This window comes from Rhizobium sp. SG570 (genome assembly GCF_012275345.1).
GTDB lineage: Bacteria > Pseudomonadota > Alphaproteobacteria > Rhizobiales > Rhizobiaceae > Rhizobium > Rhizobium lusitanum.
In genome coordinates this window covers 136,856-163,716 of sequence record NZ_JAAZQI010000011.1, presented here as the reverse complement: position 1 = coordinate 163,716, position 26,861 = coordinate 136,856, and the positions used below count along the sequence as shown (strand labels likewise).

Here is a 26,861-nt window from a genome sequence, read left to right as displayed (position 1 = left end):
GAAGTCCAATATGACTAGAAAGCCGCAGTTTCAAGGCGGAACGCCTTTCCAGAATGAAGTATGTTTGCATCGAAGCAACGGGAGAGCTGCAGAAGGCGAAATTGCTCGCGCCTGCCAGGCTACCGGGACCCTTGCACCTTGAGGTTATCATGACTGTCACTGCCGCACTCGCCGCCGAAAAACCATCGCCAGACGCCGCCCCATTCGCGCAGTTCGCACCCCCTATCCAGCAGCAAAGCCCGCTTCGAAAGGCGATCACGGCCGCCTACCGCCGCCCGGAAACGGAATGCCTCCCTATGCTGGTCGAGGCGGCCACTTTGCCGGAGTCCGTCCGCGAGGCTGCGAAGAAGACGGCCAGGACACTGATCGAAGCGCTCCGCGCCAAGCACAAGGGCGATGGCGTCGAAGGCCTGGTGCATGAATATTCGCTATCGAGCCAGGAAGGCGTGGCGCTGATGTGCCTTGCCGAGGCGCTGTTGCGCATTCCCGATACCGCGACGCGTGACGCCCTGATCCGCGACAAGATTGCCGGGGGTAACTGGAAGTCGCATCTGGGCGGCGGTCGCTCCATTTTCGTCAATGCCGCGACCTGGGGCCTGGTGGTGACCGGCAAGCTCACGTCGACAGTCAACGACGGCGGGCTATCGGCATCGCTGACGCGGCTGATCGCGCGCTGCGGCGAGCCTGTCATCCGGCGCGGCGTCGACATGGCCATGCGTATGATGGGCGAGCAATTCGTCACCGGCGAAACGATCGACGAGGCGCTGCGGCGCGCCCGCACGCTGGAGGCGAAGGGCTTCCGCTACTCCTACGACATGCTCGGTGAGGCCGCGACGACGCATGCCGATGCCGAGCGCTATTATCGCGACTATGAAACCGCGATCCATGCGATCGGCAAGGCTTCGGCCGGCCGCGGCATTTACGAAGGGCCGGGCATCTCCATCAAGCTTTCAGCCCTGCATCCCCGCTATTCGCGCTCGCAGGCCGACAGGGTCATGGGCGAGCTGCTGCCGAAGGTGAAAGCGCTCGCCCTCCTCTCCAAGCGATACAATATCGGCTTGAATATCGATGCCGAAGAGGCCGACCGGCTGGAGCTATCGCTCGATCTGCTGGAGGCGCTTTGCCTTGATCCCGATCTTGCTGGCTGGGATGGAATGGGCTTCGTCGTGCAGGCCTATGGCAAGCGCTGCCCCTTCGTCCTCGATTTCATCATCGATCTCGCCCGCCGCTCAGGCCATCGGCTGATGGTCCGCCTCGTCAAGGGCGCCTATTGGGACGCCGAGATCAAGCGTGCCCAGCTGGATGGCCTCGAAGGCTTCCCGGTCTACACCCGCAAGGTCTACACCGACGTCTCCTACATCGCCTGCGCCAAGAAGCTGCTCGCGGCAACCGATGTAGTCTTCCCGCAATTCGCCACGCATAATGCGCAGACGCTGGCGACGATCTATCAGATGGCCGGAAACGATTTCTCCGTCGGCAAATATGAGTTCCAATGCCTGCATGGCATGGGTGAACCGCTCTATGAGGAAGTGGTCGGCGCCGAAAACCTCGGCCGCCCGTGCCGGATCTACGCGCCCGTCGGCACGCATGAAACGCTGCTCGCCTACCTTGTCCGGCGCCTGCTGGAAAACGGCGCCAACTCCTCCTTCGTCAACAAGATCGCCGATCCCGCCGTTCCCGTCTCCGAACTGATCGCCGATCCTGTCGAACGCGTGCGCGCAATGCCCATCATGGGCGCCCAGCACGACAAGATCGCCCTGCCCGCCGACCTGTTTGACGGTGCTCGAAAGAATTCTGTCGGCATAGATCTTTCAAACGAAGCGGCGCTTTCCGATCTGTCTATTGAACTGCACTCCTCCGCTGCCAGGGAATGGATTGCAAAGCCGTTGCTCGCTGATGGCTCTGAACGCGGCGAGAAGCGCCCAATCCTCAACCCCGCCGACCATTCCGATATCGTCGGTCAGGTTGCCGAGCTTAATCCTGAGGACGCGGCCGAGGTGATGCGCCTTGCAGCCGGCGCTGCTGCCTCATGGGCCGCCGTCAGCCCGGATGCGCGGGCAACGATGCTGGAGCGTGCCGCCGAGCTGATGCAAGGCGAGATGCCGTTGCTTGTAGGCTTGGCGATCCGCGAGGCGGGCAAGTCGGCTGCGAACGCCGTCGGCGAAGTCCGGGAAGCCATCGACTTCCTTCGCTATTATGCCGCGCAAGCGCGCGAGGTGTTGAAGCCCGACAGCGTCCCGCTCGGTCCGGTCGTCTGCATCAGCCCCTGGAACTTCCCGCTGGCGATCTTCACCGGCCAGGTTGCTGCTGCACTGGTCGCCGGCAACCCGGTCGTCGCCAAGCCGGCCGGCAATACACCGCTGATTGCCGCCCAGGGTATTCGCATCCTGCACGAAGCCGGTATTCCGCACGACGTTCTTCAATTCGCGCCGGGCAGCGGCAGGATGGGCTCGGCTCTCGTCGGTGCGCCGGAGACTGCCGGCGTCATGTTCACCGGTTCGACTGAAGTCGCCCGGCTCATTCAGGCGCAGCTTTCCGAACGGCTGTCGAAATTCAACAAGCCGATCCCGCTGATCGCCGAGACCGGCGGCCAGAACGGCATGATCGTCGACTCCTCGGCGCTCGCCGAACAGGTGGTCGGCGATGTGATTGCTTCTGCCTTCGACAGCGCCGGACAGCGCTGCTCGGCTCTGCGCGTGCTGTGCCTGCAGGAGGAAATCGCAGATCGCACGCTGACCATGCTGCGAGGCGCGCTCCGCGAACTGTCCGTCGGCCGAACCGACAGGCTTGCCATCGATATCGGCCCTGTCATCGACGACAGCGCCAAGCGCGGCATCGATGAACATATCGAACGCATGCGCAAGCTCGGCTGCGCCGTCGAGCAACTCGATCTTCCCGCAAGTGCCGACAAGGGCACATTCGTCGCCCCGACGATCATCGAGCTGAAGAAGCTGAGCGATCTCAAGAAAGAGGTGTTCGGACCTGTCCTCCACATCATTCGCTACAAGCGCAAGGGGCTCGACAAGCTGATCGACGATGTCAATGCATCCGGCTACGGCCTGACTTTCGGCCTGCATACGCGGCTCGACGACATGATCGCCCATGTCACCGGGCGCGTGCGGGCGGGCAATCTCTATGTCAACCGCAACATCATCGGCGCCGTTGTCGGCGTCCAGCCCTTTGGCGGCCGCGGCCTTTCCGGCACGGGCCCGAAAGCGGGTGGACCTATGTATCTGCGCAGGCTCGTCGCCTCTTCGACAGAGCCGTTGCGCAACGCCACGGTACAAGTCGATCCGGCCGCCCAGGAATTTCTCGCCTGGCTTGAGAGCAAGGGAGCAGCAAAGCAGGCGCGCGCCGTCGCCGGCCAATCATCATTGGGCTTCAACGCCGAGCTGACAGGTCCCGTCGGCGAATTGAACCTCTATGCGCTGCATCCCCGCGGCAGGATCCTGCTTATTCCCCAGACCGCACTTGGCCTGCATGTCCAGATCGCCGCCGCGCTTGCGACTGGCAATTCGATCGCCATCGACGCTTTATCCGGCCTGCAGGACGAGCTTCAGAACTTGCCGGCCGCCGTCGCGAGCCGCATCTCCTGGACAAAGGACTGGGCTGCGGACGGACCTTTCGCCGGCGCGCTGATCGAAGGTAATGCCGAGCGCATCGCACAGGCCGTCAAGACCATCGCCACACTGCCCGGCCCGCTGGTGCTGACGCAGGGCGCCTCGAGCGAGGAAATCGCCAACAGCACGGACGCTTATTGCCTGAACTGGCTATTGGAAGAAGTGACGACCTCGATCAACACCGCCGCAGCCGGCGGCAATGCAAGCCTGATGACCATCGGATAACGTCTTTCGTAACCTTGATGCATGCGGCAGTCGAACCCTTGCCGAGGGTCGGCTGCCGCCATTTTTATTGATCTGTCGTCGATCGTAAACCCTCCCAAATTCGCCCAGCGCAATCGCCGCCACGCGCTCTTCTTGCGCCTCGAGCGCCATGAACCGGTACGCTCAAAAATATTTGAGAAAAGCTTTTCTCATCTTGACTCTCATAGTGAGAAAAGCTTTTCTCATGAAAAATCGAATGGGAGAAAACATCTGGAAAACCAGCGTGCGAGAAGCGGCCGGGCAACGATTCACGATGTTGCGGCGGCTGCGGGCGTGAGCATTTCCACGGCATCGAAAGCCCTGAACAATACCGGTCGCATGGGTGACGACACTCGCGAGCGGGTCAAACGCATCGCCGCCGAGATCGGCTTTCGCCCGAACGCATTGGCAAAGGGACTGCTCAGCAATCGCACCTTCACGATCGGTCTACTGACCAACGATACATATGGCCGCTTCACGCTGCCTGTTATGGCCGGCATCACGGAAGCGCTCGTCGATCACGGGGTTTCGGTCTTCCTCTGCACGATCGAGGACGATCCGGCGCTCGGAAAGGTTCATGTGGACGCCATGCTGGACAAGCACGTCGACGGCATCATCGCCTCGGGAAAGCGCATCGACCGCCGCCTGCCGGTGGATCTTTCCAACCTGCCCGTGCCCGTCGTCTATGCCTTTACCGAGGGTGCGCCTGATAGCGTCACCTTCTGCGCCGATGACTTTCAGGGCGCGGCCCTTGCCGTCGAGTGGCTGAAGGGTCTTGGCCGCCACCGGATCGCCCATGTGACCGGCCCGGAGAGCTTCGTCTCGGTGCGCGAGCGTGCCCGGGCCTATCGCGAGCTTGCCGGCGACACGCTGCCGGTCATGTACGGCTCCTGGTCGGAGGCGTGGGGACATGAGGCGGTGGAGCAACTGTGGAGCACAGCCGGCGCAAAGCCGGATGGTATTTTTTGCGGCAACGACCAGATCGCCCGCGCGGTCGTGGATGCGCTGCGCGAGCGCAGCGTGCGGGTGCCGGAGGATGTCTCGGTGGTCGGCTTCGACAATTGGGAGATCGTCGCGGCGCAAACGCGGCCGCCGCTGACGACGGTCGACATGAATCTCAAGGCGCTCGGCAGAGAAGCCGGACTGACGGTTCTGGCGCTGGCGGAGGGACGCACCGTCGAACCGGGGATCAGAACATTGCCCTGCGAACTCGTCGTGCGGCAGTCGTGCGGGGGAGACCCCGATCTTTAATTGAGGAAAAAGGGGCGCACGGGAGTTGCCCCATGGGAGGAGAAACATGATGAAGCGCTTTCTGGCCGCAACCGGCCTCATATCCCTATGCCTTGCATCCGCCGCATCCGCCGAAAACATCTCCATGTGGGTGCGCAGCGGCATCGGCGATTCCTTCAAGAAGGTCGTCGAGGCCTATAATGCCGGCCACGACGACAAGGTCGCGCTGACGGAAGTGCCGTTCTCGGAACTCGTGCAGAAATACGCAACCGCCATCGCCGGCGGCCAGGCCCCTGACGCGTTGTCGATGGACCTGATCTATACGCCGGCCTTTGCTGCCGCAGGCCAGCTCGCGGACCTCACCGATTGGGCCAAGAGCCTGCCCTACTTCAACTCGCTCTCGCCCTCACATGTGAAGCTCGGCACCTATGACGGCCATGTCTACGGCCTGCCGCTGTCGGTCGAGACCTCGGTCTTCGCCTGGAACAAGGATCTCTACAAGAAGGCCGGCCTCGACCCGGAAAAGGCGCCGGCCACCTGGGAGGAGATCGAGCAGAATGCCGAAAAGATCCGCGCGCTCGGTGGCGATACCTACGGCTTCTATTTCTCCGGCGGCGGTTGTGGCGGCTGCATGATCTTCACTTTCACCCCCCTCGTCTGGGGTGCGGGCGCCGACATTCTTTCGGCAGACGGCAAGACCGCCACGCTTGACACGCCGCAAATGCGCAAGGCGGTCGGCATCTACCGCGACATGGTCAAGAAGGATCTGGTGCCGGCGGGAGCCGCCAGCGACAACGGCGCCAATTTCCTCAGCATCAGCAACGGCAGGATCGGCCAGCAAAGCATCGGCGCCTTTTCGATCGGCACGCTGATCACGCAATATCCCGATATCCATTTCGGCGTGACGCTGATCCCCGGCGTCGACGGCAAGCCGTCTTCCTTTGCCGGCGGCGACAATTTCGTCATCTCCAAGGGTACCAAGAAGCTCGATGCGGTGAAAAAATTCCTCGAATACACCTATTCGCTCGAGGGACAGAAGATCATGGCGAAGTACGGCAGCCTGCCGACGCGTGGCGATATCGCCGATCAGGTGCTGCAAGGCCTCGATCCGCGCATGCAGGTGGGCCTAAAGGCCATATCGGTCGCCAAGACGCCCTATACGCTGCAGTTCAACGATCTGATCAACAGCGCCAACGGACCCTGGGCTGGCTTCACCAATGCCGCCATCTTCGGAAGCGACGTCGACGGCGCCTTTTCCAGCGCCCAATCGGAGATGCAGTCGATCATCGACAACGCCCAGTAACATAAACGCGTGAACACCGGGAAGCCTTGAGGCTTCCCGGTCCTTCCATCGCAACATCGGGAGCATTCCATGGCTGGTCCTGGAGCTACAGCAACCGCGCGGCTTCGCAAGCGGCGAAGGCGTGCCGGCTGGCACGGATTTCTCTACATCGCGCCGGCCATGGCGCTCGTCATCGTCTTCTTCATTCTGCCCGTCATCTTCACCGTTTGGATGAGCCTGTATAACTGGCCGCTGCTCGGCAATCCCCGCTGGATCGGCTTCGGCAACTATACGCGCATGGTCTCCGACATACGTTTCATGGCGGCGCTACGCTTTACCGCCTATTACACCGTCATCGTCACCATCGCGATTTTCGCCATAGCCTTTCCGCTGGCGCTCTATGTGGAGAAGCAGCGGCCCTTCGTCGGCTTCTACCGCACCATCATCTTCCTTCCCGTCGTTGTCGGGCTTGCGACGGCCTCGCTGCTCTGGGTCTGGCTCGCCAATGTCGACAGCGGCTTTTTCGCGCCGGTGGCGCTGGCGCTCGGTCTAGCCGACAAGAGGCCGAACCTGCTGGCCGACTTCGACATGGCCTTCGCCACGATCATCGTCATGGTCGTTTGGAAAATCGCCGGTTTCACCATGATCATCCTTCTCACCGGCCTGCAGGCAATCCCCTCCGAACTCACCGAAGCCGCCCGCATCGATGGCGCAAAACGCTGGCAGCGCTTCCGGCATCTGACCCTGCCGCTGATGCGCCGCACCATCGCGCTCGCGCTGATCATTTCCATCACCGGCTCGGTGCTCGCCTTCGACCAGTTCTACATCATGACCAGCGGCGGGCCGCAAAACCGAATGATTTCCGTTGTTTACTACATCTTCAACCAGTCCTTCGTGTCCTTCAATCTCGGCTATGGCGCCGCACTCTCCATCGCACTGCTCGTCATTCTCGTGCTGATCAGCATCGTCCAGCTCTGGCTGCTGCGCGTCGGGAAGGATCGGCCATGATCAGCGCAAAGGAGCGCCGCGCAAGGCGCAAGCTTTGGGGCGGTGTCGGCTATCACGGCATCGGCGTCATCATCGTCATCTTCTTCTTCGCACCCTTTGCGATCGCGCTCCTGTCTTCGTTCCGGCACGGTAGCGAGGCGAGCCTTCCGCCGCTGCCGCCCTGGCCGACGACGGGCTTCAGCTTCGATGCCTATCGTTCGCTCGATGGCTTCGGCGCCGGCATCGTGCAGCACACGCTGAATTCGCTCTTCGTCTCGCTCGGCACGGTACTGCTGACCGTCATCGTCAGCCTGCTCGCCGGCTATGGCTTCTCGCGCTATCAATTCCCCTTCAAGGGTGCGCTGTTCATATTGGTCATCGCAACGCTGATGATCCCCTTTCAGTCGATCCTGACGCCGCTCTTCATCATCCTGGCGAAGCTTGGCCTCAACAATTCGCTGATCGGGCTGACGCTGGTCTACGTGACGCTGCAACTGCCCTTCTCGGTCTTCATGATGCGCAACGCCTTTGACGCGGTGCCTAAGGAAATCGAAGAGGCAGCCCGCATCGACGGCGCGCGTGACCTCAGGCTTCTCTTCCGCGTGCTGTTTCCGCTGGTGCTGCCGGGCGCGGCAACGGTTGCGATCTTCGCCTTCCTGAACGCCTGGAACGAGTTCCTGGCAGCGCTGATCCTTCTCTCCAGCAACGAGAAATTCACCCTGCCGGTGCTGATGATCGCCGTCAGAACCGGGCGCCTCGGCGCCGTCAATTGGGGGGCGGTCCAGGCCGGCATCGCTGTCATGACCATCCCCTGCGTCATCGTCTTCCTGCTTCTGCAACGCTACTACATGCGCGGCCTGATGGCCGGCGCGGTGAAATGACCCCTTCAAACAAACGGATGAAAGCCATGTCAGACAAGCAAAGCCGCCAGTTCCGCCCCCTGCCCGTTCCAAATGTCGAGCTCGCCGGTCTGTTCGGTGAACGCCAGGATGCAATCTGCAATTCGACTGCCGCCACGCTACTCGACCGCTGCGTCGAGGCCGGCATGCTCCGCGCCATCGATGTCGACCAGCCGAGCCCGGGCATCATCATTCCCTTACAGACATGGTCGGGCTCGACGCAGATGTTCTGGGACAGCGATCTCGGCAAATCGATCGAGACCATCGCCTATTCGCTCTACCGCCGGCCCAATCCGGAACTGGAGGCGCGCGCGGATGCCATCATCGACATGTATGGCAAGATGCAGGACGAGGACGGCTATCTGAATGCCTGGTTCCAGCGCGTCCAGCCCGGTCGCCGCTGGACCAATCTGCGCGATCATCACGAGCTCTATTGCGCCGGCCATCTGATCGAAGCGGCCGTCGCCTACTATCAGGCGACGGGCAAGCGCAAGCTGCTCGACATCATGAGCCGCTTTGCCGACTACATGCTCACGGTCTTCGGCCACGACGAAGGGAAGCTGCGCGGCTATTGCGGCCATGAGGAGGTGGAGCTCGCGCTCGTCAAGCTCGCCCGCGTCACGGCTGAGAAGAAGTATCTCGATCTTGCCAAATACTTCATCGACGAGCGCGGTCAGGAACCGCATTTCTTCACCGAGGAAGCGCTGCGCGACGGGCGCGACCCCAAGAAATTCGTACAGAAGACCTATGAGTACAATCAGGCCCATCAGCCGGTCCGCAACCAGACCAAGGTTGTGGGGCATGCCGTGCGCGCCATGTATCTCTATTCCGGCATGGCCGATATCGCCACGGAGTATAACGATGACACGCTGACCTCGGCGCTGGAAACGCTGTGGGACGATCTGACGACCAAGCAGATGTATGTCACCGGCGGCATCGGCCCGGCCGCCGCCAACGAAGGCTTCACCGACTATTACGACCTGCCGAACGAGAGCGCCTATGCCGAGACCTGCGCCTCCGTCGGGCTGGTCTTCTGGGCCAACCGCATGCTCGGGCGCGGCCCGAACCGCCGCTATGCAGACATCATGGAGCAGGCGCTCTATAACGGCGCGATGGCGGGATTGTCGCTCGACGGCAAGACCTTCTTCTATGAAAACCCGCTGGAGAGCGCCGGCAAGCATCACCGCTGGACCTGGCATCATTGCCCCTGCTGCCCGCCGAACATCGCCCGCCTGCTCGCTTCGGTCGGCTCCTACATGTATGCCGCAGCAGACAACGAGATCGCAGTGCATCTTTATGGCGAGAGCAAGGCCCGCGTGCCGCTGGCGAGCGGCGTGACAGTGACGCTTGCCCAGACGACGCGCTATCCTTGGGATGGAGCCATCCATTTCGAGGTCAATCCCGATCGCAACGCAGATTTCGCACTATCGCTGCGCATACCGGAATGGGCCGAAGGCGCAACGCTTGCCGTCAACGGCAAATCCGTCGATCTCCCGGCCGTTATCATCGACGGCTACGCCCGTATCGAAGGCGAATGGCAGGCGGGCGACAAGGTCGACCTCAACATTCCGCTGATCCCGCGTACCCTGTTCGCCAATCCGAGGGTTCGCCAGGATGCCGGGCGCGCTGCCCTGATGCGCGGCCCACTCGTCTATTGCGTCGAGACCACGGATAACGGTCACGATCTCAACGGCATTTCGCTCGCCGGCGATCCGGCGTCGGCAAAGACGGCGGAAATCGCCGCCCTCGAAGGCGCCGTTGCGCTCGATATTCCGGTCACGCGTGATGAGGCTGACTGGGGATCGGATCTTTATCGGACGACACCGCCGAAGAGCCGCGCCGCCACTGCGCGCTTCGTTCCCTATCATCTCTGGGACAATCGTGAGCCGGGCGAAATGCTGGTCTGGATCCGCGCCGGTCAGAGCCATGGGACCTGACATGACAAAGAACGGCATGAGGCTCACCGGCGTCCGCAAGAGCTTCGGCGGGCTGGAGGTCATTCACGGCATCGATCTCGATGTGCCGGAGGGCGCCTTCGTGGTCTTCGTCGGACCGTCGGGCTGCGGCAAGTCCACCCTGCTGCGGATGATTGCCGGGCTGGAGGAAGTCACCGACGGCGAGATCGCCATCAAGGGTCGCGATGTCACCGATCTCGATCCCTCTGAGCGCGGCATCGCCATGGTTTTCCAGTCCTACGCGCTCTATCCGCATATGAGCGTGCGCGACAATCTCGGTTTTGGGTTGAAAATGGCCCGGGCCGATGCCGCCGAGATCGAGCAGCGTGTGGGCTCCGCCGCCGCGATCCTCAAGATCGACCATCTGCTCGATCGACGTCCGGGCCAGCTCTCGGGCGGCCAGCGTCAGCGTGTCGCCATTGGCCGGGCGATCGTGCGCAAGCCGGAGGTCTTCCTGTTCGATGAACCGCTGTCCAATCTCGATGCCGAACTGCGGGTATCCATGCGCATCGAGATTGCCCGGCTGCACCGCGAGCTCGGCAATACGATGATCTATGTTACCCACGATCAGACCGAGGCCATGACGCTCGCCGACAAGATCGTCGTCTTGAAGGACGGCCGGATCGAACAGGTGGGCAGTCCGCGCGAGATCTATGAGGATCCCGCCAACAGCTTCGTCGCCGGCTTCATCGGTTCGCCACGCATGAACATGATCGAAGCCATATGGTCTGGCGAAGGGATGGCGAAGGTCGGCAACGGCAACATCAAGGTCGATCTCGCACAGCACAGGCCGGCGCCCGGCGAAAGCCTGCTGCTCGGCATGCGCCCGGAACATTTGATCGTGGCATCCGATCGGGAGGATGCCGTACGGGTCACGGTCGACGTCACCGAATATCTGGGCGGCACCCGCTATCTCTATTGCCAGACGGAAGATGGCCAATCATTGATCGCCGAGTATCGTGAAGGGCCTGATATCGAGCGCGGCGATACGCTCTATCTGCGCTGCCCGCCCGAGCGGCGGCGCTATTTCGACAAGCAGGGCGGGCGACTTCGCTAAGCCGCGTATTTCCATCGTATCGGCACGCTAATCATTTGACGAACAAGGATGATTTGAGGAGAGTTGCTGATGGAGATTTCATGCCGTGCGCCTATCTTGTCTAGGGCGATGCGCGATATCAAGCCGGAAGGGTCTTATGGCGAAGACATATGATTTCATCATTGCCGGCGGCGGTTCGGCTGCCTGCATCGCAGCCATGCGGCTTGTACGCGATTTCGGCTTCTCCGTGCTCATCATCGAACGCGGCCCGCGCAACACTGCCAAGCTGATGGCCTTTCCCGCCGGCTACATGAAATATCTCGCCCGCGACGATTTCCTCGAAATGCATCATACGGTCGCCCAGCCGCAGCTTGGCGGACGCGGCCCGATCGTTCCCGTCGCCAAGGCGCTCGGCGGCGGCAGTGCCGTCAACGCCATGGTCTACATGCGCGGCCAAAAGGAAGACTACGACCACTGGGCCGCCCATCTCGGTAACGGTACGGAATGGTCCTATGCGGACATGCTGCCGCATTTCAAAGGCATCGAGGGCAATACCCGCTTCAACGACGACTATCACGGTATTGCAGGCAACCTGCGCGTCTCTGAACCCGGCTATACGTGCGATACGACCCAGGATTTCCTGCTCGCAGCCCAGGGCCTCGGCCATCCCTACAATCCGGATTTCAACGGCGCCAGGCAAAACGGCGTCGGCATCATGCAGCACACCTATGGATTATGGGGCGGCAAGACGGAACGTTCCGATGCCAAGAGGGCCTTCCTCGATCCGCTTGCCGGCGATGAGCGGCTGGATATCGTCACCGACGCCCGCGTCGATCGCATCGTCATCGAAAGCGGCCGCGCGACCGGCTTCAGTTACACGCAGAATGGCCAAACGCACACGGTCAGGGCCGCCCGCGAAGTTCTCGTCGCAGCCGGCACCTATAACAGCGCCAAGCTGATGATGCTCTCCGGCATCGGACCGGCCGATCACCTCCGCAACCATGGTATCGACGTCGTGCGTGATCTTCCGGGCGTCGGCGCCAATCTGCAGGATCATCACGAGGTCCCGGTCATTGCCACCACCAAGGGCAAATCCGGTTATTTCGGCGAGGACAAGGGCTGGCCGATGTTGCGCAACGGCCTGCAATATCTCCTGTTCAACTCCGGCCCGGTGACGACGACGGGCATCGAATCCTGCCTGTTCTACGACCCCGATGGCGGCGAACGGCCGACGATCCAGCTCTATTGCGCGCCGATCGTCTATCTCGACCGCGATGTCTCCTCGGCAAAGCCGACCCACGGCGTCACCTTCACCTCGTGTCTGCTGCGGCCGAAAGCGCGCGGCAGCGTCAGGCTGCGCTCGGCCGATCCGGCGGATCAGCCCTTGGTCGACTGCAATTTCTTCGGCGATCCCGACGATCTGCGGCTGACGCTCGCCTCGCTGAAGGTCGCCCGTCAGCTATTGGAAACCGAACCGTTCAAATCGAAGATATCAGATGAGATCCTGCCCGGACGGGCGCTACAGGACGAAGAGTCGCTGGCCAAATTCGCCGGCCAGACGGTCAAAACCAACTACCATCCCTCCGGCAGCCTGCGCATGGGGCCGGAGAGCGATCCGATGTCAGTGGTCGACGGAACGCTGCGCGTGCGCGGCATCGAAGGTCTCAGGGTCATCGATTGCTCGATCATTCCTTTTATCCCCTCGGGCAATACCAATGCACCTGCAATGGCGATTGGCTCGAAGGCAGCTGGGATGATCGCGAGGGGTTATTGAACTTGGCGCGATACTAGAATTCCCACGGCGATATCAGTTCAAGGCCTGCAGTCTCAAAATCAGATAAATTGCGAGTCGCCAGGCGTCCGCCATTTACGCGCGCTATGGCAGCGATCATGCCATCCGCCGTCGACATCGGCCGCCCTTGTCGTTTCGCGACTCCCATGATCTCTCCATAAGCCAACGCAGCCTCTTCGGTGAGGCCGAAAAGCCGATCGGCAAACCGGCGGCGCCATTCGGACAATCGTTGCTCCAGCCGTGCCGCACGTTGATCCGGTAAGATCTTCTGAATACCGAAGGCGATTTCGCCGATAACCACGGTTGAGAGCGCAACCTCCGCATCATACCGACCAAGCCACGAGATAACAGCCGCATCGGGCAGCTTTCGGAACGTTTCCGAGACGACATTGGTGTCGAGAAATATCACAGATCTATTCCGTGATTAGCTTGCCGTCCTTCGTGGATGACGGCCTCCAGATCGATATCCTCGCCATCGCTCATAGCCATACGAGCATAAAAAGACGATGCGGGTTCACGGCCGGCCTCGCGAATTTCGTAGGATTCCAGCGCGCGTTCGACGATATCGGCAATGGTGCGGTTTTCGCGCCGGGCAAGCCGATGAGCGAGGTCCCGTGCCTTGGCGCTACGAACAGATAGTTGAGGTTCAGCCATATTGGTCTCCTATCCCACCAATATAAGCCCCCCTTATCTAGCCATCAAGATGGCATCCGATGGCTAGATGGCAACATCTAAATGATGTGTCATGCCGGCTCGAACAACGGCTCGATCACCATTTCCGGCACAAGAACGAGACCTTTGTCGGTGATGCGGATTTCCGGAATGACGGAGAGCGGGATCAGGTTGAAGCCCATATAGGCGATGGTGCAGCCGGCCTTCTCCCATTCGACCTTCAGCGCCTTCACCTCTTCCGCAACCTCATGCACGCGCTTGTCGGAGAGCAGCCCGGCGATCGGCAGCGGCACCATCGCCGTTACCTTGCCGTCCATGACGACGCAGACGCCGCCCTGCACGGCCTCGATCGCATCGAGAGCGACCTTCATATCCGCCTCGTTGGTGCCGGCGATGATGATGTTGTGGCTGTCATGGCCGACGGAGGAGGCAACCGCCCCCTTCTTCAGGCCAAAGCTGTTCAGGAGACCATGGGCCACATTGCCCGAGGACTTGCCGTGACGCTCGACCACCGTCACGAAGCAGAGCCCGTGACGGTCGAAATGCGTCTGCCAGTCGTTTGCCGGCTCGAGCTCGACCGTGACATGCCCGAGTGTGATGCCCGGCAACTCGGTCTTGATCGTGTGGGCAATCACCGGCTCGGTCGGCAGCTCCGGCGTCAGCTTCAATGCCTTCGGCAGCTTCACCGTGTGATAGGCCGCTTCCGGATAGCGGTAGGGATTGGACAGCGCCGCATCAAGGACCGGGGTGATCTTGCGGTCTTCGACCACCAGCTCGCCGCCATACCAGGTGCTGACCGGCTTCAGGTCATCGGTCAACAGCACCAGATCGGCGCGGCGGCCGCCGCCGAGACCGCCGATTTCGCTTTCCATGCCGAAGCGGGTCGCGCCGTGCAGGGAGCCCATCGCCCAGGCCTGCTCCGGCGTCATGCCGGCCTTGACGGCCTCTCGCGTTACCCAATCAAGGCCGAAGAGCAGAAGGTCTTCGGCATCGCGGTCGTCGGTGCAGACGGCGATGCGCTTATGCGACGCGCCGAGCTCGGTGATGGTCTTGATGGCATGCGGCAGGCTGTGCCAGGGCGTTGTCGGCGGACCGCCGCGCAGGAACAGCCAGATGCCGGCCTCCAGCAGGTCGTCGGCGATTTCCCGGTCGATGGCTTCGTGCGTATCCGTCACGCCGGATGCCGCATAGGCGGCGACGAATTCGCGGCCATAGACATGACCCGAGACCGGCCGTCCTCGCTCGAGCGCCGCCGCCAGGATCGCATGGCTGCGCTCGTCGCCCATCGCCACCTGCACGAAATCCATCTTTTCGCCGAGCGCCAAGGCTTCCGGCCATTTGTCGAAGAGATCGGCGATCTTTTGCGGTGTCAGATCGCCGCCCGCCGTCTCCAGCTGCGGCGAGGTCGCGGGCACCGTGCTCGGCACCGTCAGGAAGATCGACAGGGGCGCATGGCGTGCATCCTCCAGCATCGCCTCGACACCGGCGACATCCATCACATTGCCGATCTCATGGCTGTCGCAGAAGATGGTCGTCGTCCCGTTCAAGAGAGCGGCCTCGGCATAGGCGCAGGCCGTCACCATGCTGGACTCGATATGGATATGCGGATCGACCAGGCCGGGCGCGATGATCCCTCCCCTGGCGTCATAGAGCTTGGCGCCGCTGCCCCGGTAGCTGCCGGCCGGCTTGACGGCGGCGATACGGCCGCCCGCAACCCAGATTTCCTTGCCGGGCAGGATGCGCTCCGAATAGGTCGACAATACGCGCGCACCCTCGATCACCAGATCGGGCTCGCGGCGGGCCGAGGCAACATCGGCAAGCGTACGCGTCATGGTCGAAAGCGGCTTGACGGAAAAACGTGTGAGCGTCATCGGATATCCAATTCGAGATCAGTGATAATCGGGTATGCCCGGCATGGTGCGGAAGCCTTCGATGGCACGGAAACGCCGCACCCAACGGCGCAGGGCCGGATAGTCGTCGTGATCGATACCATAGTCGCGGCTGAGCGCGAAGGATGGAAACAACGTCAGATCCGCAAGCGTCGGGCCGTCGCCGACGAACCATTCGCAGCCATCGAACTGGCGCAGCGTCATATGGTCGTCCATGATGCGGAAGGCCTTGCGCGCGCCGGCATAAAGGGCTGCTTCATCGCCGGGCGTATCGAACAGGGATTTCAGCCGCGCGGCCGCGGCGGCCGCAAGTGCTGTCGCCGAAAAATGCAGCCACATCACGGTCGCGCCGAAGGCGGGCGCATCCTCCGGCAGCCAGAGGCGCGAGGGATCGTAGGCCTTGGCGAGATAGGCAAGGATCGCCTCAGTACCATGCAGCACGAGGTCGCCATCGCTCAGGACAGGCATCGTTCCCAGGGGATTGAGCGCCAGCATGGCCGGCTTCGTCTCTTCGTGCCCGGGAAACATATCGACGGCGACCGTCGTATAGGTGAGCTTCAGTATCGAAAGCAGCAGGCGGACGCGATAGCTTCCCTCGTCCATCTCGTAATTATAGAGCGTGATGCCGGCCATCAGGCGACCTCCGCTTTCTGCTCGAGGTCGAAACGCAGCCTTTCGGCCCAGACAGTATAGTGTTTCTGCTTTGCGCCGGCATGCACGGCAGGCGCACCGGCAATAACGATATGCAGGGCGGTCTTGTTCGGCGAGATGTCTTGCAGCGCCACCAGTAAGCGATCATCGCCCACCTCGAGCAGGCCGAGATTGGCGCCCAGATCGCTGAAGCCGCTCCTGGGCAATGCAGCAGCGACACCGTCCGGGCAGCGTTCGATATAGAGGCTGCGCACCGGGGTCACCTCGGTTACGCCGTCGATGTCAGGCAGCGCAGCCTCCCGTGCGGCTGTCGCCCAGACGATCCCGTATTTCTCCTCGGCCGCATAGGTCGGCACCTTGATGGTCTGCGGCACCTCAAGGGTCGGATGCGCCGGGATATAACGACATTGCCCGGCGGTATCGTACTGCCAGCCGTGATAGAGGCAGGCGATGTGATCGCCGCGAACGAAACCGAAGCTCATGCGCATACCGCGATGCGGACAGCGATCCTCCCAGACATGCGCCTTGCCGCTATTGTCGCGCCAGACGACGATCTCGCTGCCATCGACCACGGCGCCGGCCGAGGTTCCAGCCTCGATCGACGCCGAAAGCGCCACCGGCACCCATCCTGCTTCCAGTTTCATAAGCCACTCCGCTCGATATCGAGAATAATGCAATCGTAGGGCCCGAGGCTGCAGGCCATTTCGAAAGCGTCGACAAGATCATTCTGGCCCCTTACGGCAAGCGTCGCGGATCGCGCATCGCAGGCCCCGACCTCGATGTCCAGATCCAGCCGGCGCGCACGATGCCGGGCAAACTCGACGAAACTGTCGCACACCATCCGCCCCCGAAAGACAAAACGCGCCGCCTCGATCATGCCGCAGACAGTCCGCTCGTTCTATCCATGCCCACATTACGCATCAAAAATGCCCACTTTGCATAAAAAATAAACATGCTTCAGTTTTAGGCATTCTAGCCGCGCTGCCTTTTGAAATTCAAGAGGCTTTGCGGAGCGGATCGATATCGACCAACAGACATCGGACAGATCACCGCGCGGCAACTGGCATAATTGTTGCGTCGATTACACCCGGGCGCCGTTGCGCACCTAATCAAAAGAGGGGTCCCATGATCGACTTGCGTTCGCTTTCCCGTCGCGGATTTTTAAATATGAGCGCCGCTGGTGCGGCGTCCTTGATGCTGCCTGCAGGCCTTGCCGGCCAGGCCTATGCCGCAGCCTCTTTCCCGGCGATCAAGGAAGAAGATGCGGTCGTCGGCTTCGGTCATGTCGGCCCGATTTCGGACGAAGGCTGGACCTGGGCGCATCACCAGGGCCTGCTCGCGGTAAAGGCGGCCTATCCGAAGCTGAAAAAGATCCTCGAAGTCGAAAACATCCCCTACTCCGCCGATGCGACCCGCACCTATCGTCAGTTCGTCAGCGAAGGCGCCAACATCATTTTCGATACCTCCTCGAACGGCGACTTCCTGCATGCCGTCGTCAAGCAGGCGCCCGCCGTCGCCTTCCTCGAATGCGACGGCCGCGTCGATATGGATAATCTCGGCTGGTACTATCTGGCCCATTGGTATCCGACCTACGTCATCGGCGTTGCCGCCGGTCATCTGTCGAAATCCGGCAAGCTCGGCTATGTCGCCTCCTTCCCGGTCGCCTCGGTGTTTGCCTCGACCAACGCCTTTCTGATGGGCGCGCGCTCGGTCAATCCGAATGCGACGCTGCAGACCATCGCCATCAATTCCTGGTTTGATCCGCAGGCGGCAACGCAGGCCGGCACGGCGCTGATCGACAATGGCTGCGATTTCCTCTTCGGCATCATGGACGAAGCCGGCTACCTGCAGGTCGCCGAAAAACGCGGCGTCTGGGCGGCCATGTGGAACACCGACATCCGCCGTTACGGCCCGAACTCCTACGTCTCGTCCGTCCTCATCGATTTCAGCAAGTATTATGTCGATCAGGTCGGCAAGCGGCTAGCCGGCACCTGGACTCCGACCAATACGCTCTTTGCCATGGGTTCCGGCGTCGACCGCGACAAATGGGGCGAAAAGGTTCCGGCCGATGTTGCCGCCGCTGCCGATGCGGTGCGCGACAAGATCGTCGGCGGCTGGTCGCCCTTTGCCGGCGAAATCAAGGATTCGACCGGCAAGGTCCGCATCGCCGCCGGGCAGACGATGACCGATAACGACCTCTATAATTGGGATTGGTCCGTCGAGGGCGTTACCGGGCTCAGCGCCTGAACAAGCCAATTGCGAACTACGCCTCGGCCGATCTGCGGCCGAGGCCTATCCCATGACTGTCTGGTATGCATTTGATGACCGAAACCGCGACACCCTTTTCCGCTCCCGCGGGCACACCGCCACTGGTCCAGCTCAAGGGCATCGCCAAGTATTTTCCAGGCGTCATCGCCAACGAGAATGTCGATCTCGAGGTTTTACCTGGCGAGATCCATGCGCTGCTTGGCGAAAACGGCGCCGGCAAGTCGACGCTGATGAACATCCTCACCGGCATCTATCAGCCCGACGCCGGCGAGATCATCATCGATGGCTATGCCAAGCATTTTGCGACGCCCCTTCAGGCGATCGCCGCCGGCATCGGCATGGTGCATCAGCATTTCAAGCTGGTGCAGGCCTTCACCGTCGCCGAGAACATCCATCTCGGCTGGTCGGAGACGCCGCGGCGCGCCTCCGCACAGGTGCTGGAAGCGCGCACGGCATCCCTCGCGGAAAAATTCAATCTTCAAACCCGCCCCGGCGCGCGCATCAGCGATCTTTCAACGGGTGAGCAGCAGCGTGTCGAGATCCTGAGAGTGCTCGCGCGTCAGGCGCGTGTTCTCATTCTCGACGAGCCGACCGCCGTGCTGACGCCGGCAGAAGCCCGCGAACTCTTCAGGGCACTGCGCGAATTCGTCTCCCATGGCAACGCCGTCATCTTCATCAGCCACAAGCTTGATGAGGTCATGGAGATTTCCGATCGCATCAGTGTTCTGCGCGGCGGACGCAAGGTCGCGACCGAAAGGACGGCCGATTGCAATGCCCGCATGCTTGCCAAGCTGATGGTCGGCCGCGATATCGTGCTTGCCGACATGCGCCAGCGCGCCGCCGGCGCCGCGCCGATCTCTGCGAAACCCGTGCTGAGCCTGGAAAGCGTATCTGCACAGAATGACGCCGGTACCGAGGCGCTGCATGATGTTTCGCTTGCGGTTCATGCCGGGGAAATCCTCGGCATTGCCGGTGTCGCCGGAAACGGCCAGCGCGAATTGAGCCAGGTGCTATCAGGCATGCGGCAGATCGGCAGCGGGCGCATCCTTATCGATGGGCGTCCAGTCGAGCACAGCAATGCGGCTGTTTTCGCTGACAATGGCATCGGCCATATACCGGAAGACAGGCTGCATAGCGGCCTTGCCCCTGCGCTCAGCATCACTGTCAACGCCGTGATGCGCGAGTACAAGAAGCCGCCGGTATCAGCCGGCGCGGTCTATCGTCCGGGCGGAGCGACCGCACTTGCCAAGGAGATTGCGGCGGCGGCGGATGTGACCATTCCCGACTTCAACATGCCGGTCCGCAATCTTTCCGGCGGCAACCAGCAGCGCCTCGTCGCCCGACGTGAGATGCGTATCGCCAATAAGGTTCTGATCGCTGCCTATCCAAGCCGCGGCCTCGACGTCGGCGCCATCAACACCATGCTGCGCTATATCGTGGAGCTACGCGATGCCGGCGCAGGGATCGTGCTGATCTCGGAGGAACTGGAAGAACTCCTCAATCTCTCCGACCGCATCGCCGTGCTCTACGAAGGCAGGATCATGGGAATAGTCGACAACGACAGGACCGACATCGACCAGATCGGCCTGCTGATGGGTGGACGCGCCCTTGCGCGCGAGGTTGCCTGACATGAGCATGTCCTGGCGTCTTCACCGCCTACCCTCGGCCTCGCCCACCAAGGCATTTGCCGCCCGCATCGTCGCTATCCTGTTGGCGCTCGTGTTTGCCGGGCTGGTTTTGGCCGTCTCCGGCGCAAAGCCGCTCGAGCTGGCTTCCGAGGTGATCGATTCGAGCCTCGGCTCCAGTTTCGGCCTTCAGGATCTCGGTGTTCTGCTGGTCCCTCTCATCCTGACGGGACTGTCCGTCGCCGTCGGCCAGCAAATTGGCATCTGGAATATCGGTGCCGAGGGACAATTCTATGCCGGCGCATTCGGTGCTGCCGTGGTCGGCCTCTTCGTGCCCGGCCCGCCTGTCGTGATCCTGCCGTTGATGTTTCTTGGCGGCCTCCTCGGCGGCCTTGTCTGGATCCTTATCCCGACGCTGGCGCGCGCCTATGCCGGCGTCAATGAGCTGATCACCACGCTGCTGCTCAATTTCGTCGCTGTGCTTCTGGTATTCTACGTCTCGACCGGCGCCTGGCGCGACCGCTCGGCGAATTCGGCAACTGCGCGATTGTCGGCCGAAATACCGGAGCTTTGGGGCTCCATCCATTGGGGCTTTCCTGTCGCCATCCTTGCCGCCATCATCGTCGCCGGCCTGCTGGCTTTCTCGCGCTGGGGCTACGAAGTGCGCCTCGTCGGCTCCAACCCGGCTGCGGCCCATTATGCCGGCATACCGGCGCGGCGCCACCTGATCACGGTCATGCTTCTGTCCGGTGCCATAGCGGGGCTTGCCGGCATGCTGGAGATCGCCGGCACGGTGCATCGCCTGCAGGGCGGTATTTCCAACAATTACGGCTATCTCGGCATCATGGTCGCGGTGCTGGCGCGCAACTCCGCCATTGGCGTTATCTTTTCAGCGGCGTTGATGGCCTTCATCCTGAATTCCGGCATCGTCCTGCAAACCCAGGGGCTGACGACGTCGGCGGTGCTCGCGATCACCGGGCTCATCCTGTTCCTGACGGCGATCGGCGATGAGCTCGCCCATTATCACATCGCCCGCGACAAGGCTTGAAAGGACAAGAGACCATGGATCTTCTCACCGGCCTCCTGACCACAGCCTTTCTAGCAGGCGGCGTGCTGGCGCTGGCTGCTCTCGGCGAAGTGCTGGCCGAACGGGTCGGCGTCGTCAATCTCGGCGTCGAGGGACTGATGGCAATGGGGGCGCTGACGGGTGTTGCCGCAACGACGATCTATCCCTCGCCGACGCTCGGTTTTCTCGCGGCCCTGATCGTCGGCGCATTCTTCGGCGCGATCTTCGCCGTAGCCACCGTTCTCCTGCGTGCCAACCAGGTGCTCTGCGGCCTGGCGCTGACTTTGATGGGCAACGGCATTGCCTCCAGCATCGGCCGCGCCTATTCCGGCATGCCGGTGCGCGCCACCTTTTCCGGTATCGAAATTCCCCTCCTCAGCGATCTCCCTATCCTCGGCAAGGCCTTCTTCTCGCAGAACATCCTCGTCTATCTGATCTATATCATCTTGCCCGTAGCGCTGAGCTACATCATGTTTCGCACCCGCCACGGCCTCAATTTGCGCGCCGTCGGCGAAAATCCGGCGGCGGCGGATGCGGCCGGCATTTCGGTCAACCTCATCCGCTGCGCCTACGTCATGGCCGGCTCAGCCCTTGCCGCCGGCGCGGGTGCCTACCTGACGCTCGCTTTCGTGCCGTCCTGGTCCGACGGGGTGGTCGCCGGTCGCGGCTGGATCGCGGTGGCGCTGGTGATCTTTGCCGGCTACCGGCCGATCCCGGCCGTTCTGTCGGGCTTGCTGTTCGGCCTCATCACCGCGCTCGGCTTCGTCGGCCAGGCGCGCGGCTGGCCGATCACACCCGCCTTCCTGTCCATGTTGCCCTATCTCGGCACGATGGCCTTCATCATCGTGCCGTTGCTGGCATGGCAGCGCATGCGCCGTATCATGGCCGCCCCGGCCGCCATCGGCCTGCCCTATTATCGCGATGTCCGCTAAGGTGCATCGACGGACAAGAAAAAGGAGCCTCGCATGAGCCAATGTTTGGACAAGGCAGCCCTCGATCAATGGTATGCGCTGGAAACGGAAAACGAGATTCCCTTCGGAACCTCGGTGAACCGTCTTCTCGGCACCGACCTTACCGTGACGCGATCGAATGACGGGACACTGGTCGTAAATGCCGAGGGACGCGCCGAGCCATTGCCGCTGATCCACCGCTTCGGCCTCGTCTGGACGACGCTCGGCACGCCGGCCGGCGGGTTGTTCGACTTGCCCGAAGCCGATGAGCCGGATCGCCGCGTGGTCAATTGCGGCACGGTGGCGGTGCGGGCCTCGGGGCTCCGGATCGTGGAAAATTTCCTCGACCTGGCGCATTTCCCCTTCGTGCACACCGATATTCTCGGCGCCGAGCCGCACACCGAAGTGGCGCAGTACAATGTCGAGATCCGCCGCGACGTCGACGAGGTCTGGGCGACCAATTGCCAGTTCTTCCAGCCGCAGGCGGCACTTTCGGCCAGCGAAGGCATCATGACGGATTATATCTATCGGGTGATGACGCCGTTTGCGACGCTGCTCTACAAGACCTGCCCGAACGCCGCCAATCGTTGGGACGTCATCTGCCTTTTCGTGCAGCCGCTGGATCCGGATCGTTGCCGCGCCCATCCGGTCATGTTCCTGATCGACGACGTCTCGACGACGACGGAACTGGTACATTTCCAGCAACTTATCTTCCTGCAGGACCGCATCATTCTTGAAAACCAGCGCCCGGTGCTGCTACCGCTGGAGCCGCGGGCGGAAATCCCGACTCGCGCCGACGCCACGTCGATCGCCTATCGGCGCTGGCTGAAGGAAAAGGGCATTACCTACGGCACCACCATGATGGCTGCCTGAAATAGAGAACAGCGATGGATTTGCGTGGCAAGACCCTGAGCGCATCGGGCTTTCATTCACCCGTGCGCGGCAAGATCGACATTCTGGATGATGTGCTGATCGAGATCGATGCAGCCGGCGCGATTAAAGCGATCCATCGTTACGGTGACCCCAACTATCGGACCATTCGCGACGCCCGCGAAGCCACCGGTGAATTGGTGACGCTGCCGAACGGCTCCTATCTTCTGCCAGGTTTCGTCGACCTGCATGTGCATGCGCCGCAATACCCGCAGCTTGGCGACGCGCTTGACGTTCCGCTGGAAGTATGGCTGCAGAAACACACGTTCCCGCTGGAGGCGCGCTATGAGGACCTTGTCTTCGCACGCCATGTTTATGGTCTGCTGGTCGACGACCTCCTTGCCAACGGCACGACGACGGCGCTGTATTTCGCGACCATACACCAGCAGGCGACCCGGGCGCTGGTCGATATATGCCTCGAAAGGGGCCAGCGCGCCCTGATCGGCAAGGTGGCCATGGACAATCCGCAGGAATGCCCCGACTACTATCGCGACGCCTCGAGCGATGCGGCGCTGGAAGGCACTCGCGCACTCATCGATTATGTGCGCGGCCATCCCGACAATGGCGAAAGCCGCGTCCTGCCTGTGGTAACGCCGCGCTTCATTCCCTCCTGCACGGATGCAACGCTCGAAGGGCTCGGCGCGATTGCCCGGGAATGCGGCTGCCATGTGCAGACCCATTGTTCGGAGAGCGATTGGGAGCATGGCTACGTGCTTACCCGGCACGGCATGACGGATACCGAGAGCCTGGACCGCTTCGGCCTGCTTCGGCGCGGCACGGTATTGGCGCATGCGAACTTCCTAACCGCTGGGGATATGGAGACGATCAAGGCGCGCGAAGCCGCCGTTGCGCATTGTCCGCTTTCGAACGCCTATTTTGCCAATGCGGTCTTTCCGTTGCGGGCAGCGCTGGAAAAGGGCCTGCATGTCGGCCTCGGCACGGATATTTCCGGCGGGCCCAGCGCGTCGATGCTGGAGAATGCCCGCGGCGCAATCCTCGTCTCGAGGATGCTGCAAAGCGGTGTCGATCCGAACGTGCCGGCCGAAAGCCGCTCCACATTCGGACCGGCGCAGATCGATTTCCGCGATGCCTTTCATGTCGCAACGGCCGGCGGCGGCGCGGCACTCGATCTGCCGGTCGGGCAGTTTACGCCCGGCTATCAGTTCGATGCCATCGTCATCGACACCGCCCACGAGAAGGGCACGGTGCGGCTGTTCGAGGATCGCGATGCCGGAGAAGGCATCCTGCAGAAGATCATTTACACCGCCTCGCGGCCGAATATTGCGGCCACCTGGGTCGGCGGCCGCAGCGTCTAGCCCGGTTTACGCACAGCCTTGCTCAAGCAGCCTTGCTGATGCGCACTGGAATGGATTTGTAGGAAGGCGTGCCGCTTTCCTTGTCCTGATAGTCGAGCGGGATCAGGCAATTGGCTTCCGGATAATAGGCAGCGACGGAACCCTCCGAGATATCGTAGGAAATCGCCGTCAGCTTCAACAGCCGCTTGCCGCCGGAAGGCAGCGCCGTCTCGATCTCGACGAGATCGCCATGCTCCAATCCCTTGGCCTCAAGGTCCTTGTCGTTCATGAACAGGACATCACGACGGCCGAACACGCCGCGATAACGGTCGTCGAGGCCGTAGATCGTGGTGTTGTACTGATCATGGCTGCGGATCGTCGCGAGCTTGAGGATACTTGAATCCGAAAGCGAGATGTCCTCATTAAGGCCGGAAAACAGCTTGAACTCGGCCTTGCCGGAAGGCGTCTTCCAGACGCGCTCCGTCGCCGGGAGCGGCAGGCGAAAGCCGCCGGGCACGCGGATGCGCTCATTGTAACGGGCGAAATCAGGATAAACGATTTCGATCTTGTCGCGGATCAGGTCATAGTCGGTGACCAGTTCCATCCACGCGACCTTGCTTTCCGGCAAGGTCGCCTGCGCCATGGCCGCAACGATGGCTGGCTCTGAACGTAGCTCCCCCGATGCCGGCTTCAGCCTGCCGCGCGAGGCATGTACCATCGACATCGAGTCCTCGATGGTCACCGATTGCGGGCCGGTGGCCTGAACGTCCTCTTCGGTGCGGCCAAGCACTGGCAGCAGGAAGGATTCCTTGCCGATCAGAAGATTGGAACGGTTGAGCTTGGTGTTCATGTGAACAGCAAGGTCCAGCCTGCGCATACCCTCGGCGCACATCTCGGGATCCGGAAGCGCGATCGAAAAATTGCCGCCGAGGCTGAGCAGCACCTTCGAGCGACCTTCGGCCATCGCCTGCATGGCGGCAACCGCATCATGGCCGTGATGGGCCGGGGACTTGAAACCGAAGGCGCGCTCGATGCCCTCAATCAGCGCGGCATCCGGCTTCTCGGTGATCCCGACGGTACGATTGCCCTGCACGTTGGAGTGTCCGCGCAGCGGGCAGATGCCGGCGCCAGGCTTGCCGAAATTGCCGCGCAGCAGCAGAAGATTGGCGATCTGCTGCACATTCGCAGTGCCCTTGGCATGCTGGGTGATACCCATGCCGTAGGCGACGATCGTTGCCTTGGATTTGGCATAGGCGGCGGCGACCTGTTCCAGATCGGCGCGGGAAAGACCCGATACGCGTTCTATATCAGCCCATTCCGTCTGCTTGATATCGGCAACCAGCGCGTCGAAACCGCTGGTATGCTCGGCAATGAACGCATGATCGAGCACGTCTTCCGAAGTCTCGGCAAGTGCCAGAACGCCCTTCATGATACCCTTGAGCGCAGCGGCATCGCCGCCGATCTTCACCTGGTAATAGGAGGAGGCGATCCGGGTCGATCCGAAGGTTCCCATTTCGATCGGGCTCTGCGGGTCCGCGAAGCGCTCCAGCGCCCGCTCCTTCAGCGGATTGAACACGATGATCGGCACGCCGCGGCGCGAGCACTCGTGCAGTGTGCCCATCATACGCGGATGGTTGGTGCCGGGATTGTGCCCCATCGAAATGATCAGGTCGCAGAGATCGAAATCGTCGAGCGATACCGTGCCCTTGCCCATGCCGATCGATTGCGGCAGACCGACACTGGTGGCCTCATGGCACATGTTCGAACAATCGGGGAAATTGTTGGTGCCGTATTCCCTCGCGAAGATCTGGAAGAGGAAAGCCGCCTCGTTGGAGGCGCGGCCCGACGTGTAGAATTCGACCATATCCGGATTGGGCATGCTGCGCATGACTTCGCCGATGCGGGTAAAGGCATCTTCCCAAGCAATCGGCTTATAAGTGTCGCTTGCGCGATCGTAGACCATCGGATGCGTCAGCCGACCGGAATTCTCCAGATCATAGTCGCTCCAAGTCAGGAGTTCGCTGACCGTATGCTCGGCGAAGAAATCCGGCGTCACGCGCTTGTTTGTCGCTTCCCAAGTGACTGCTTTCGCACCATTTTCGCAGAATTGGAAGGTGGAGGTATGCTCCTTGTCGGGCCATGCACAGCCGGGGCAATCGAAACCCGTCGGCTTGTTGGTGCGCAGGAGCAGGCCGGGCGCCTCGGTGACTTCCATCTGGTCACGGACCGCCTTGGCGGTGGCCTTGAGCGCTCCCCAGCCGCCGGCCGGGCTGTTGTAGGCACGGATCCCAGGGACTTCACGCTTATGCGCCATTGCACGCTCCTTTGGTTATCCCGCGGCTTCCTCCCAAAGGTCGGGCCTTAACGAATAAGCGCGAGCCAAGAGGGAGTAAAGTCCAATCAGTGGGCACTCGATCAAACAAGCGCGACGCGATGCGACGATGGCATGCCTCCGGCATTCGAGATCGGCA

General features: G+C 61.8%; 21 protein-coding genes. 14 read left to right on the top strand and 7 right to left on the bottom strand.

What is annotated here, in order from left to right:
• Positions 1 to 149 precede the first annotated feature (149 nt).
• From putA to FHT28_RS22010, 8 genes are all read left to right on the top strand, one after another.
• Entirely contained in the window at positions 150 to 3,845 is a 3,696-nt protein-coding gene (gene putA / locus FHT28_RS22045; RefSeq protein WP_168597366.1) for a trifunctional transcriptional regulator/proline dehydrogenase/L-glutamate gamma-semialdehyde dehydrogenase, read from the top strand.
• Between the two features lie 249 nt (positions 3,846 to 4,094).
• Positions 4,095 to 5,114, top strand: coding sequence for a LacI family DNA-binding transcriptional regulator (locus FHT28_RS22040; RefSeq protein WP_168597424.1), 1,020 nt, complete (start codon positions 4,095 to 4,097; stop codon positions 5,112 to 5,114).
• 46 nt (positions 5,115 to 5,160) lie between these two features.
• Positions 5,161 to 6,396, top strand: coding sequence for a sugar ABC transporter substrate-binding protein (locus tag FHT28_RS22035; RefSeq protein ID WP_047554765.1), 1,236 nt, complete (start codon positions 5,161 to 5,163; stop codon positions 6,394 to 6,396).
• 69 nt (positions 6,397 to 6,465) lie between these two features.
• Positions 6,466 to 7,383, top strand: a complete 918-nt coding sequence (locus tag FHT28_RS22030; RefSeq protein WP_168597365.1) for a sugar ABC transporter permease — start codon at positions 6,466 to 6,468, stop codon at positions 7,381 to 7,383.
• Entirely contained in the window at positions 7,380 to 8,243 is an 864-nt protein-coding gene (locus FHT28_RS22025; RefSeq protein WP_168597364.1) for a carbohydrate ABC transporter permease, read from the top strand. Before FHT28_RS22030 ends, FHT28_RS22025 begins: the two co-directional genes overlap by 4 nt.
• Positions 8,244 to 8,269: 26 nt before the next feature.
• Positions 8,270 to 10,198 carry a glycoside hydrolase family 127 protein gene (locus FHT28_RS22020; protein ID WP_168597363.1) on the top strand — a complete coding sequence of 643 codons (1,929 nt, stop codon included), beginning with the start codon at positions 8,270 to 8,272 and terminating at the stop codon, positions 10,196 to 10,198.
• A gap of 1 nt (position 10,199) precedes the next feature.
• Positions 10,200 to 11,273 carry a sn-glycerol-3-phosphate ABC transporter ATP-binding protein UgpC gene (gene ugpC / locus FHT28_RS22015; RefSeq protein WP_168597362.1) on the top strand — a complete coding sequence of 358 codons (1,074 nt, stop codon included), beginning with the start codon at positions 10,200 to 10,202 and terminating at the stop codon, positions 11,271 to 11,273.
• Between the two features lie 136 nt (positions 11,274 to 11,409).
• Positions 11,410 to 13,026 (top strand): GMC family oxidoreductase N-terminal domain-containing protein, encoded by a 1,617-nt coding sequence (locus FHT28_RS22010; RefSeq protein ID WP_168597361.1) that lies wholly within the window; start codon positions 11,410 to 11,412, stop codon positions 13,024 to 13,026.
• Between the two features lie 13 nt (positions 13,027 to 13,039).
• Here the strand turns inward: FHT28_RS22010 and FHT28_RS22005 are convergent, their stop codons facing one another.
• The 6 genes from FHT28_RS22005 to FHT28_RS21980 all read right to left on the bottom strand — a co-directional run bounded on the left by FHT28_RS22005 (position 13,040) and on the right by FHT28_RS21980 (position 17,133).
• A complete protein-coding gene (locus FHT28_RS22005) occupies positions 13,040 to 13,453 on the bottom strand; it encodes a type II toxin-antitoxin system VapC family toxin (protein WP_047638493.1) in 414 nt (137 codons plus the stop codon).
• Positions 13,450 to 13,698, bottom strand: coding sequence for a plasmid stabilization protein (locus tag FHT28_RS22000; protein WP_168597360.1), 249 nt, complete (start codon positions 13,696 to 13,698; stop codon positions 13,450 to 13,452). Before FHT28_RS22000 ends, FHT28_RS22005 begins: the two co-directional genes overlap by 4 nt.
• A gap of 89 nt (positions 13,699 to 13,787) precedes the next feature.
• Positions 13,788 to 15,587 (bottom strand): adenine deaminase C-terminal domain-containing protein, encoded by a 1,800-nt coding sequence (locus tag FHT28_RS21995; RefSeq protein WP_168597359.1) that lies wholly within the window; start codon positions 15,585 to 15,587, stop codon positions 13,788 to 13,790.
• Positions 15,588 to 15,605: 18 nt separating this feature from the next.
• Complete coding sequence (locus FHT28_RS21990) at positions 15,606 to 16,238, bottom strand: glutathione S-transferase family protein (protein WP_168597358.1); 633 nt, start codon at positions 16,236 to 16,238, stop codon at positions 15,606 to 15,608.
• Positions 16,238 to 16,900, bottom strand: a complete 663-nt coding sequence (locus tag FHT28_RS21985; RefSeq protein WP_168597357.1) for a Rieske 2Fe-2S domain-containing protein — start codon at positions 16,898 to 16,900, stop codon at positions 16,238 to 16,240. Before FHT28_RS21985 ends, FHT28_RS21990 begins: the two co-directional genes overlap by 1 nt.
• Positions 16,897 to 17,133 (bottom strand): hypothetical protein, encoded by a 237-nt coding sequence (locus tag FHT28_RS21980; protein WP_244655266.1) that lies wholly within the window; start codon positions 17,131 to 17,133, stop codon positions 16,897 to 16,899. Before FHT28_RS21980 ends, FHT28_RS21985 begins: the two co-directional genes overlap by 4 nt.
• A 248-nt stretch (positions 17,134 to 17,381) precedes the next feature.
• Between FHT28_RS21980 and FHT28_RS21975 the strand changes: the two genes are divergently transcribed.
• The 6 genes from FHT28_RS21975 (at position 17,382) to guaD (ending at position 24,411) form a co-directional block, all read left to right on the top strand.
• Complete coding sequence (locus tag FHT28_RS21975) at positions 17,382 to 18,503, top strand: BMP family ABC transporter substrate-binding protein (protein ID WP_047554750.1); 1,122 nt, start codon at positions 17,382 to 17,384, stop codon at positions 18,501 to 18,503.
• Between the two features lie 74 nt (positions 18,504 to 18,577).
• Complete coding sequence (locus tag FHT28_RS21970) at positions 18,578 to 20,152, top strand: ABC transporter ATP-binding protein (protein WP_112440400.1); 1,575 nt, start codon at positions 18,578 to 18,580, stop codon at positions 20,150 to 20,152.
• Position 20,153: 1 nt separating this feature from the next.
• Complete coding sequence (locus tag FHT28_RS21965; RefSeq protein ID WP_210255826.1) at positions 20,154 to 21,197, top strand: ABC transporter permease; 1,044 nt, start codon at positions 20,154 to 20,156, stop codon at positions 21,195 to 21,197.
• Between the two features lie 14 nt (positions 21,198 to 21,211).
• Positions 21,212 to 22,147, top strand: a complete 936-nt coding sequence (locus FHT28_RS21960; protein ID WP_168597356.1) for an ABC transporter permease — start codon at positions 21,212 to 21,214, stop codon at positions 22,145 to 22,147.
• Between the two features lie 33 nt (positions 22,148 to 22,180).
• Complete coding sequence (locus FHT28_RS21955; protein WP_037192298.1) at positions 22,181 to 23,038, top strand: aromatic ring-hydroxylating dioxygenase subunit alpha; 858 nt, start codon at positions 22,181 to 22,183, stop codon at positions 23,036 to 23,038.
• A 14-nt stretch (positions 23,039 to 23,052) separates the two neighbouring features.
• Positions 23,053 to 24,411 (top strand): guanine deaminase, encoded by a 1,359-nt coding sequence (guaD, locus tag FHT28_RS21950; RefSeq protein ID WP_047638487.1) that lies wholly within the window; start codon positions 23,053 to 23,055, stop codon positions 24,409 to 24,411.
• Positions 24,412 to 24,433: 22 nt separating this feature from the next.
• Here the strand turns inward: guaD and FHT28_RS21945 are convergent, their stop codons facing one another.
• A complete protein-coding gene (locus tag FHT28_RS21945) occupies positions 24,434 to 26,704 on the bottom strand; it encodes an FdhF/YdeP family oxidoreductase (protein WP_168597355.1) in 2,271 nt (756 codons plus the stop codon).
• Positions 26,705 to 26,861: the final 157 nt, after the last annotated feature.

Coding starts and splice junctions, on each gene's coding strand:
- FHT28_RS21960 (WP_168597356.1), top strand. CDS start 21,212: ATGGATCTTCTCACCGGCCTCCTGACCACAGCCTTTCTAGCAGGCGGC.
- FHT28_RS22000 (WP_168597360.1), bottom strand. CDS start 13,698: ATGGCTGAACCTCAACTATCTGTTCGTAGCGCCAAGGCACGGGACCTC.
- FHT28_RS22010 (WP_168597361.1), top strand. CDS start 11,410: ATGGCGAAGACATATGATTTCATCATTGCCGGCGGCGGTTCGGCTGCC.
- FHT28_RS22035 (WP_047554765.1), top strand. CDS start 5,161: ATGATGAAGCGCTTTCTGGCCGCAACCGGCCTCATATCCCTATGCCTT.
- guaD (WP_047638487.1), top strand. CDS start 23,053: ATGGATTTGCGTGGCAAGACCCTGAGCGCATCGGGCTTTCATTCACCC.
- FHT28_RS21975 (WP_047554750.1), top strand. CDS start 17,382: ATGATCGACTTGCGTTCGCTTTCCCGTCGCGGATTTTTAAATATGAGC.
- FHT28_RS21945 (WP_168597355.1), bottom strand. CDS start 26,704: ATGGCGCATAAGCGTGAAGTCCCTGGGATCCGTGCCTACAACAGCCCG.
- FHT28_RS21995 (WP_168597359.1), bottom strand. CDS start 15,587: ATGACGCTCACACGTTTTTCCGTCAAGCCGCTTTCGACCATGACGCGT.
- FHT28_RS21965 (WP_210255826.1), top strand. CDS start 20,154: ATGAGCATGTCCTGGCGTCTTCACCGCCTACCCTCGGCCTCGCCCACC.
- FHT28_RS21980 (WP_244655266.1), bottom strand. CDS start 17,133: ATGATCGAGGCGGCGCGTTTTGTCTTTCGGGGGCGGATGGTGTGCGAC.
- FHT28_RS21985 (WP_168597357.1), bottom strand. CDS start 16,900: ATGAAACTGGAAGCAGGATGGGTGCCGGTGGCGCTTTCGGCGTCGATC.
- FHT28_RS21990 (WP_168597358.1), bottom strand. CDS start 16,238: ATGGCCGGCATCACGCTCTATAATTACGAGATGGACGAGGGAAGCTAT.
- FHT28_RS22020 (WP_168597363.1), top strand. CDS start 8,270: ATGTCAGACAAGCAAAGCCGCCAGTTCCGCCCCCTGCCCGTTCCAAAT.
- putA (WP_168597366.1), top strand. CDS start 150: ATGACTGTCACTGCCGCACTCGCCGCCGAAAAACCATCGCCAGACGCC.
- FHT28_RS22030 (WP_168597365.1), top strand. CDS start 6,466: ATGGCTGGTCCTGGAGCTACAGCAACCGCGCGGCTTCGCAAGCGGCGA.
- ugpC (WP_168597362.1), top strand. CDS start 10,200: ATGACAAAGAACGGCATGAGGCTCACCGGCGTCCGCAAGAGCTTCGGC.
- FHT28_RS22025 (WP_168597364.1), top strand. CDS start 7,380: ATGATCAGCGCAAAGGAGCGCCGCGCAAGGCGCAAGCTTTGGGGCGGT.
- FHT28_RS21955 (WP_037192298.1), top strand. CDS start 22,181: ATGAGCCAATGTTTGGACAAGGCAGCCCTCGATCAATGGTATGCGCTG.
- FHT28_RS21970 (WP_112440400.1), top strand. CDS start 18,578: ATGACCGAAACCGCGACACCCTTTTCCGCTCCCGCGGGCACACCGCCA.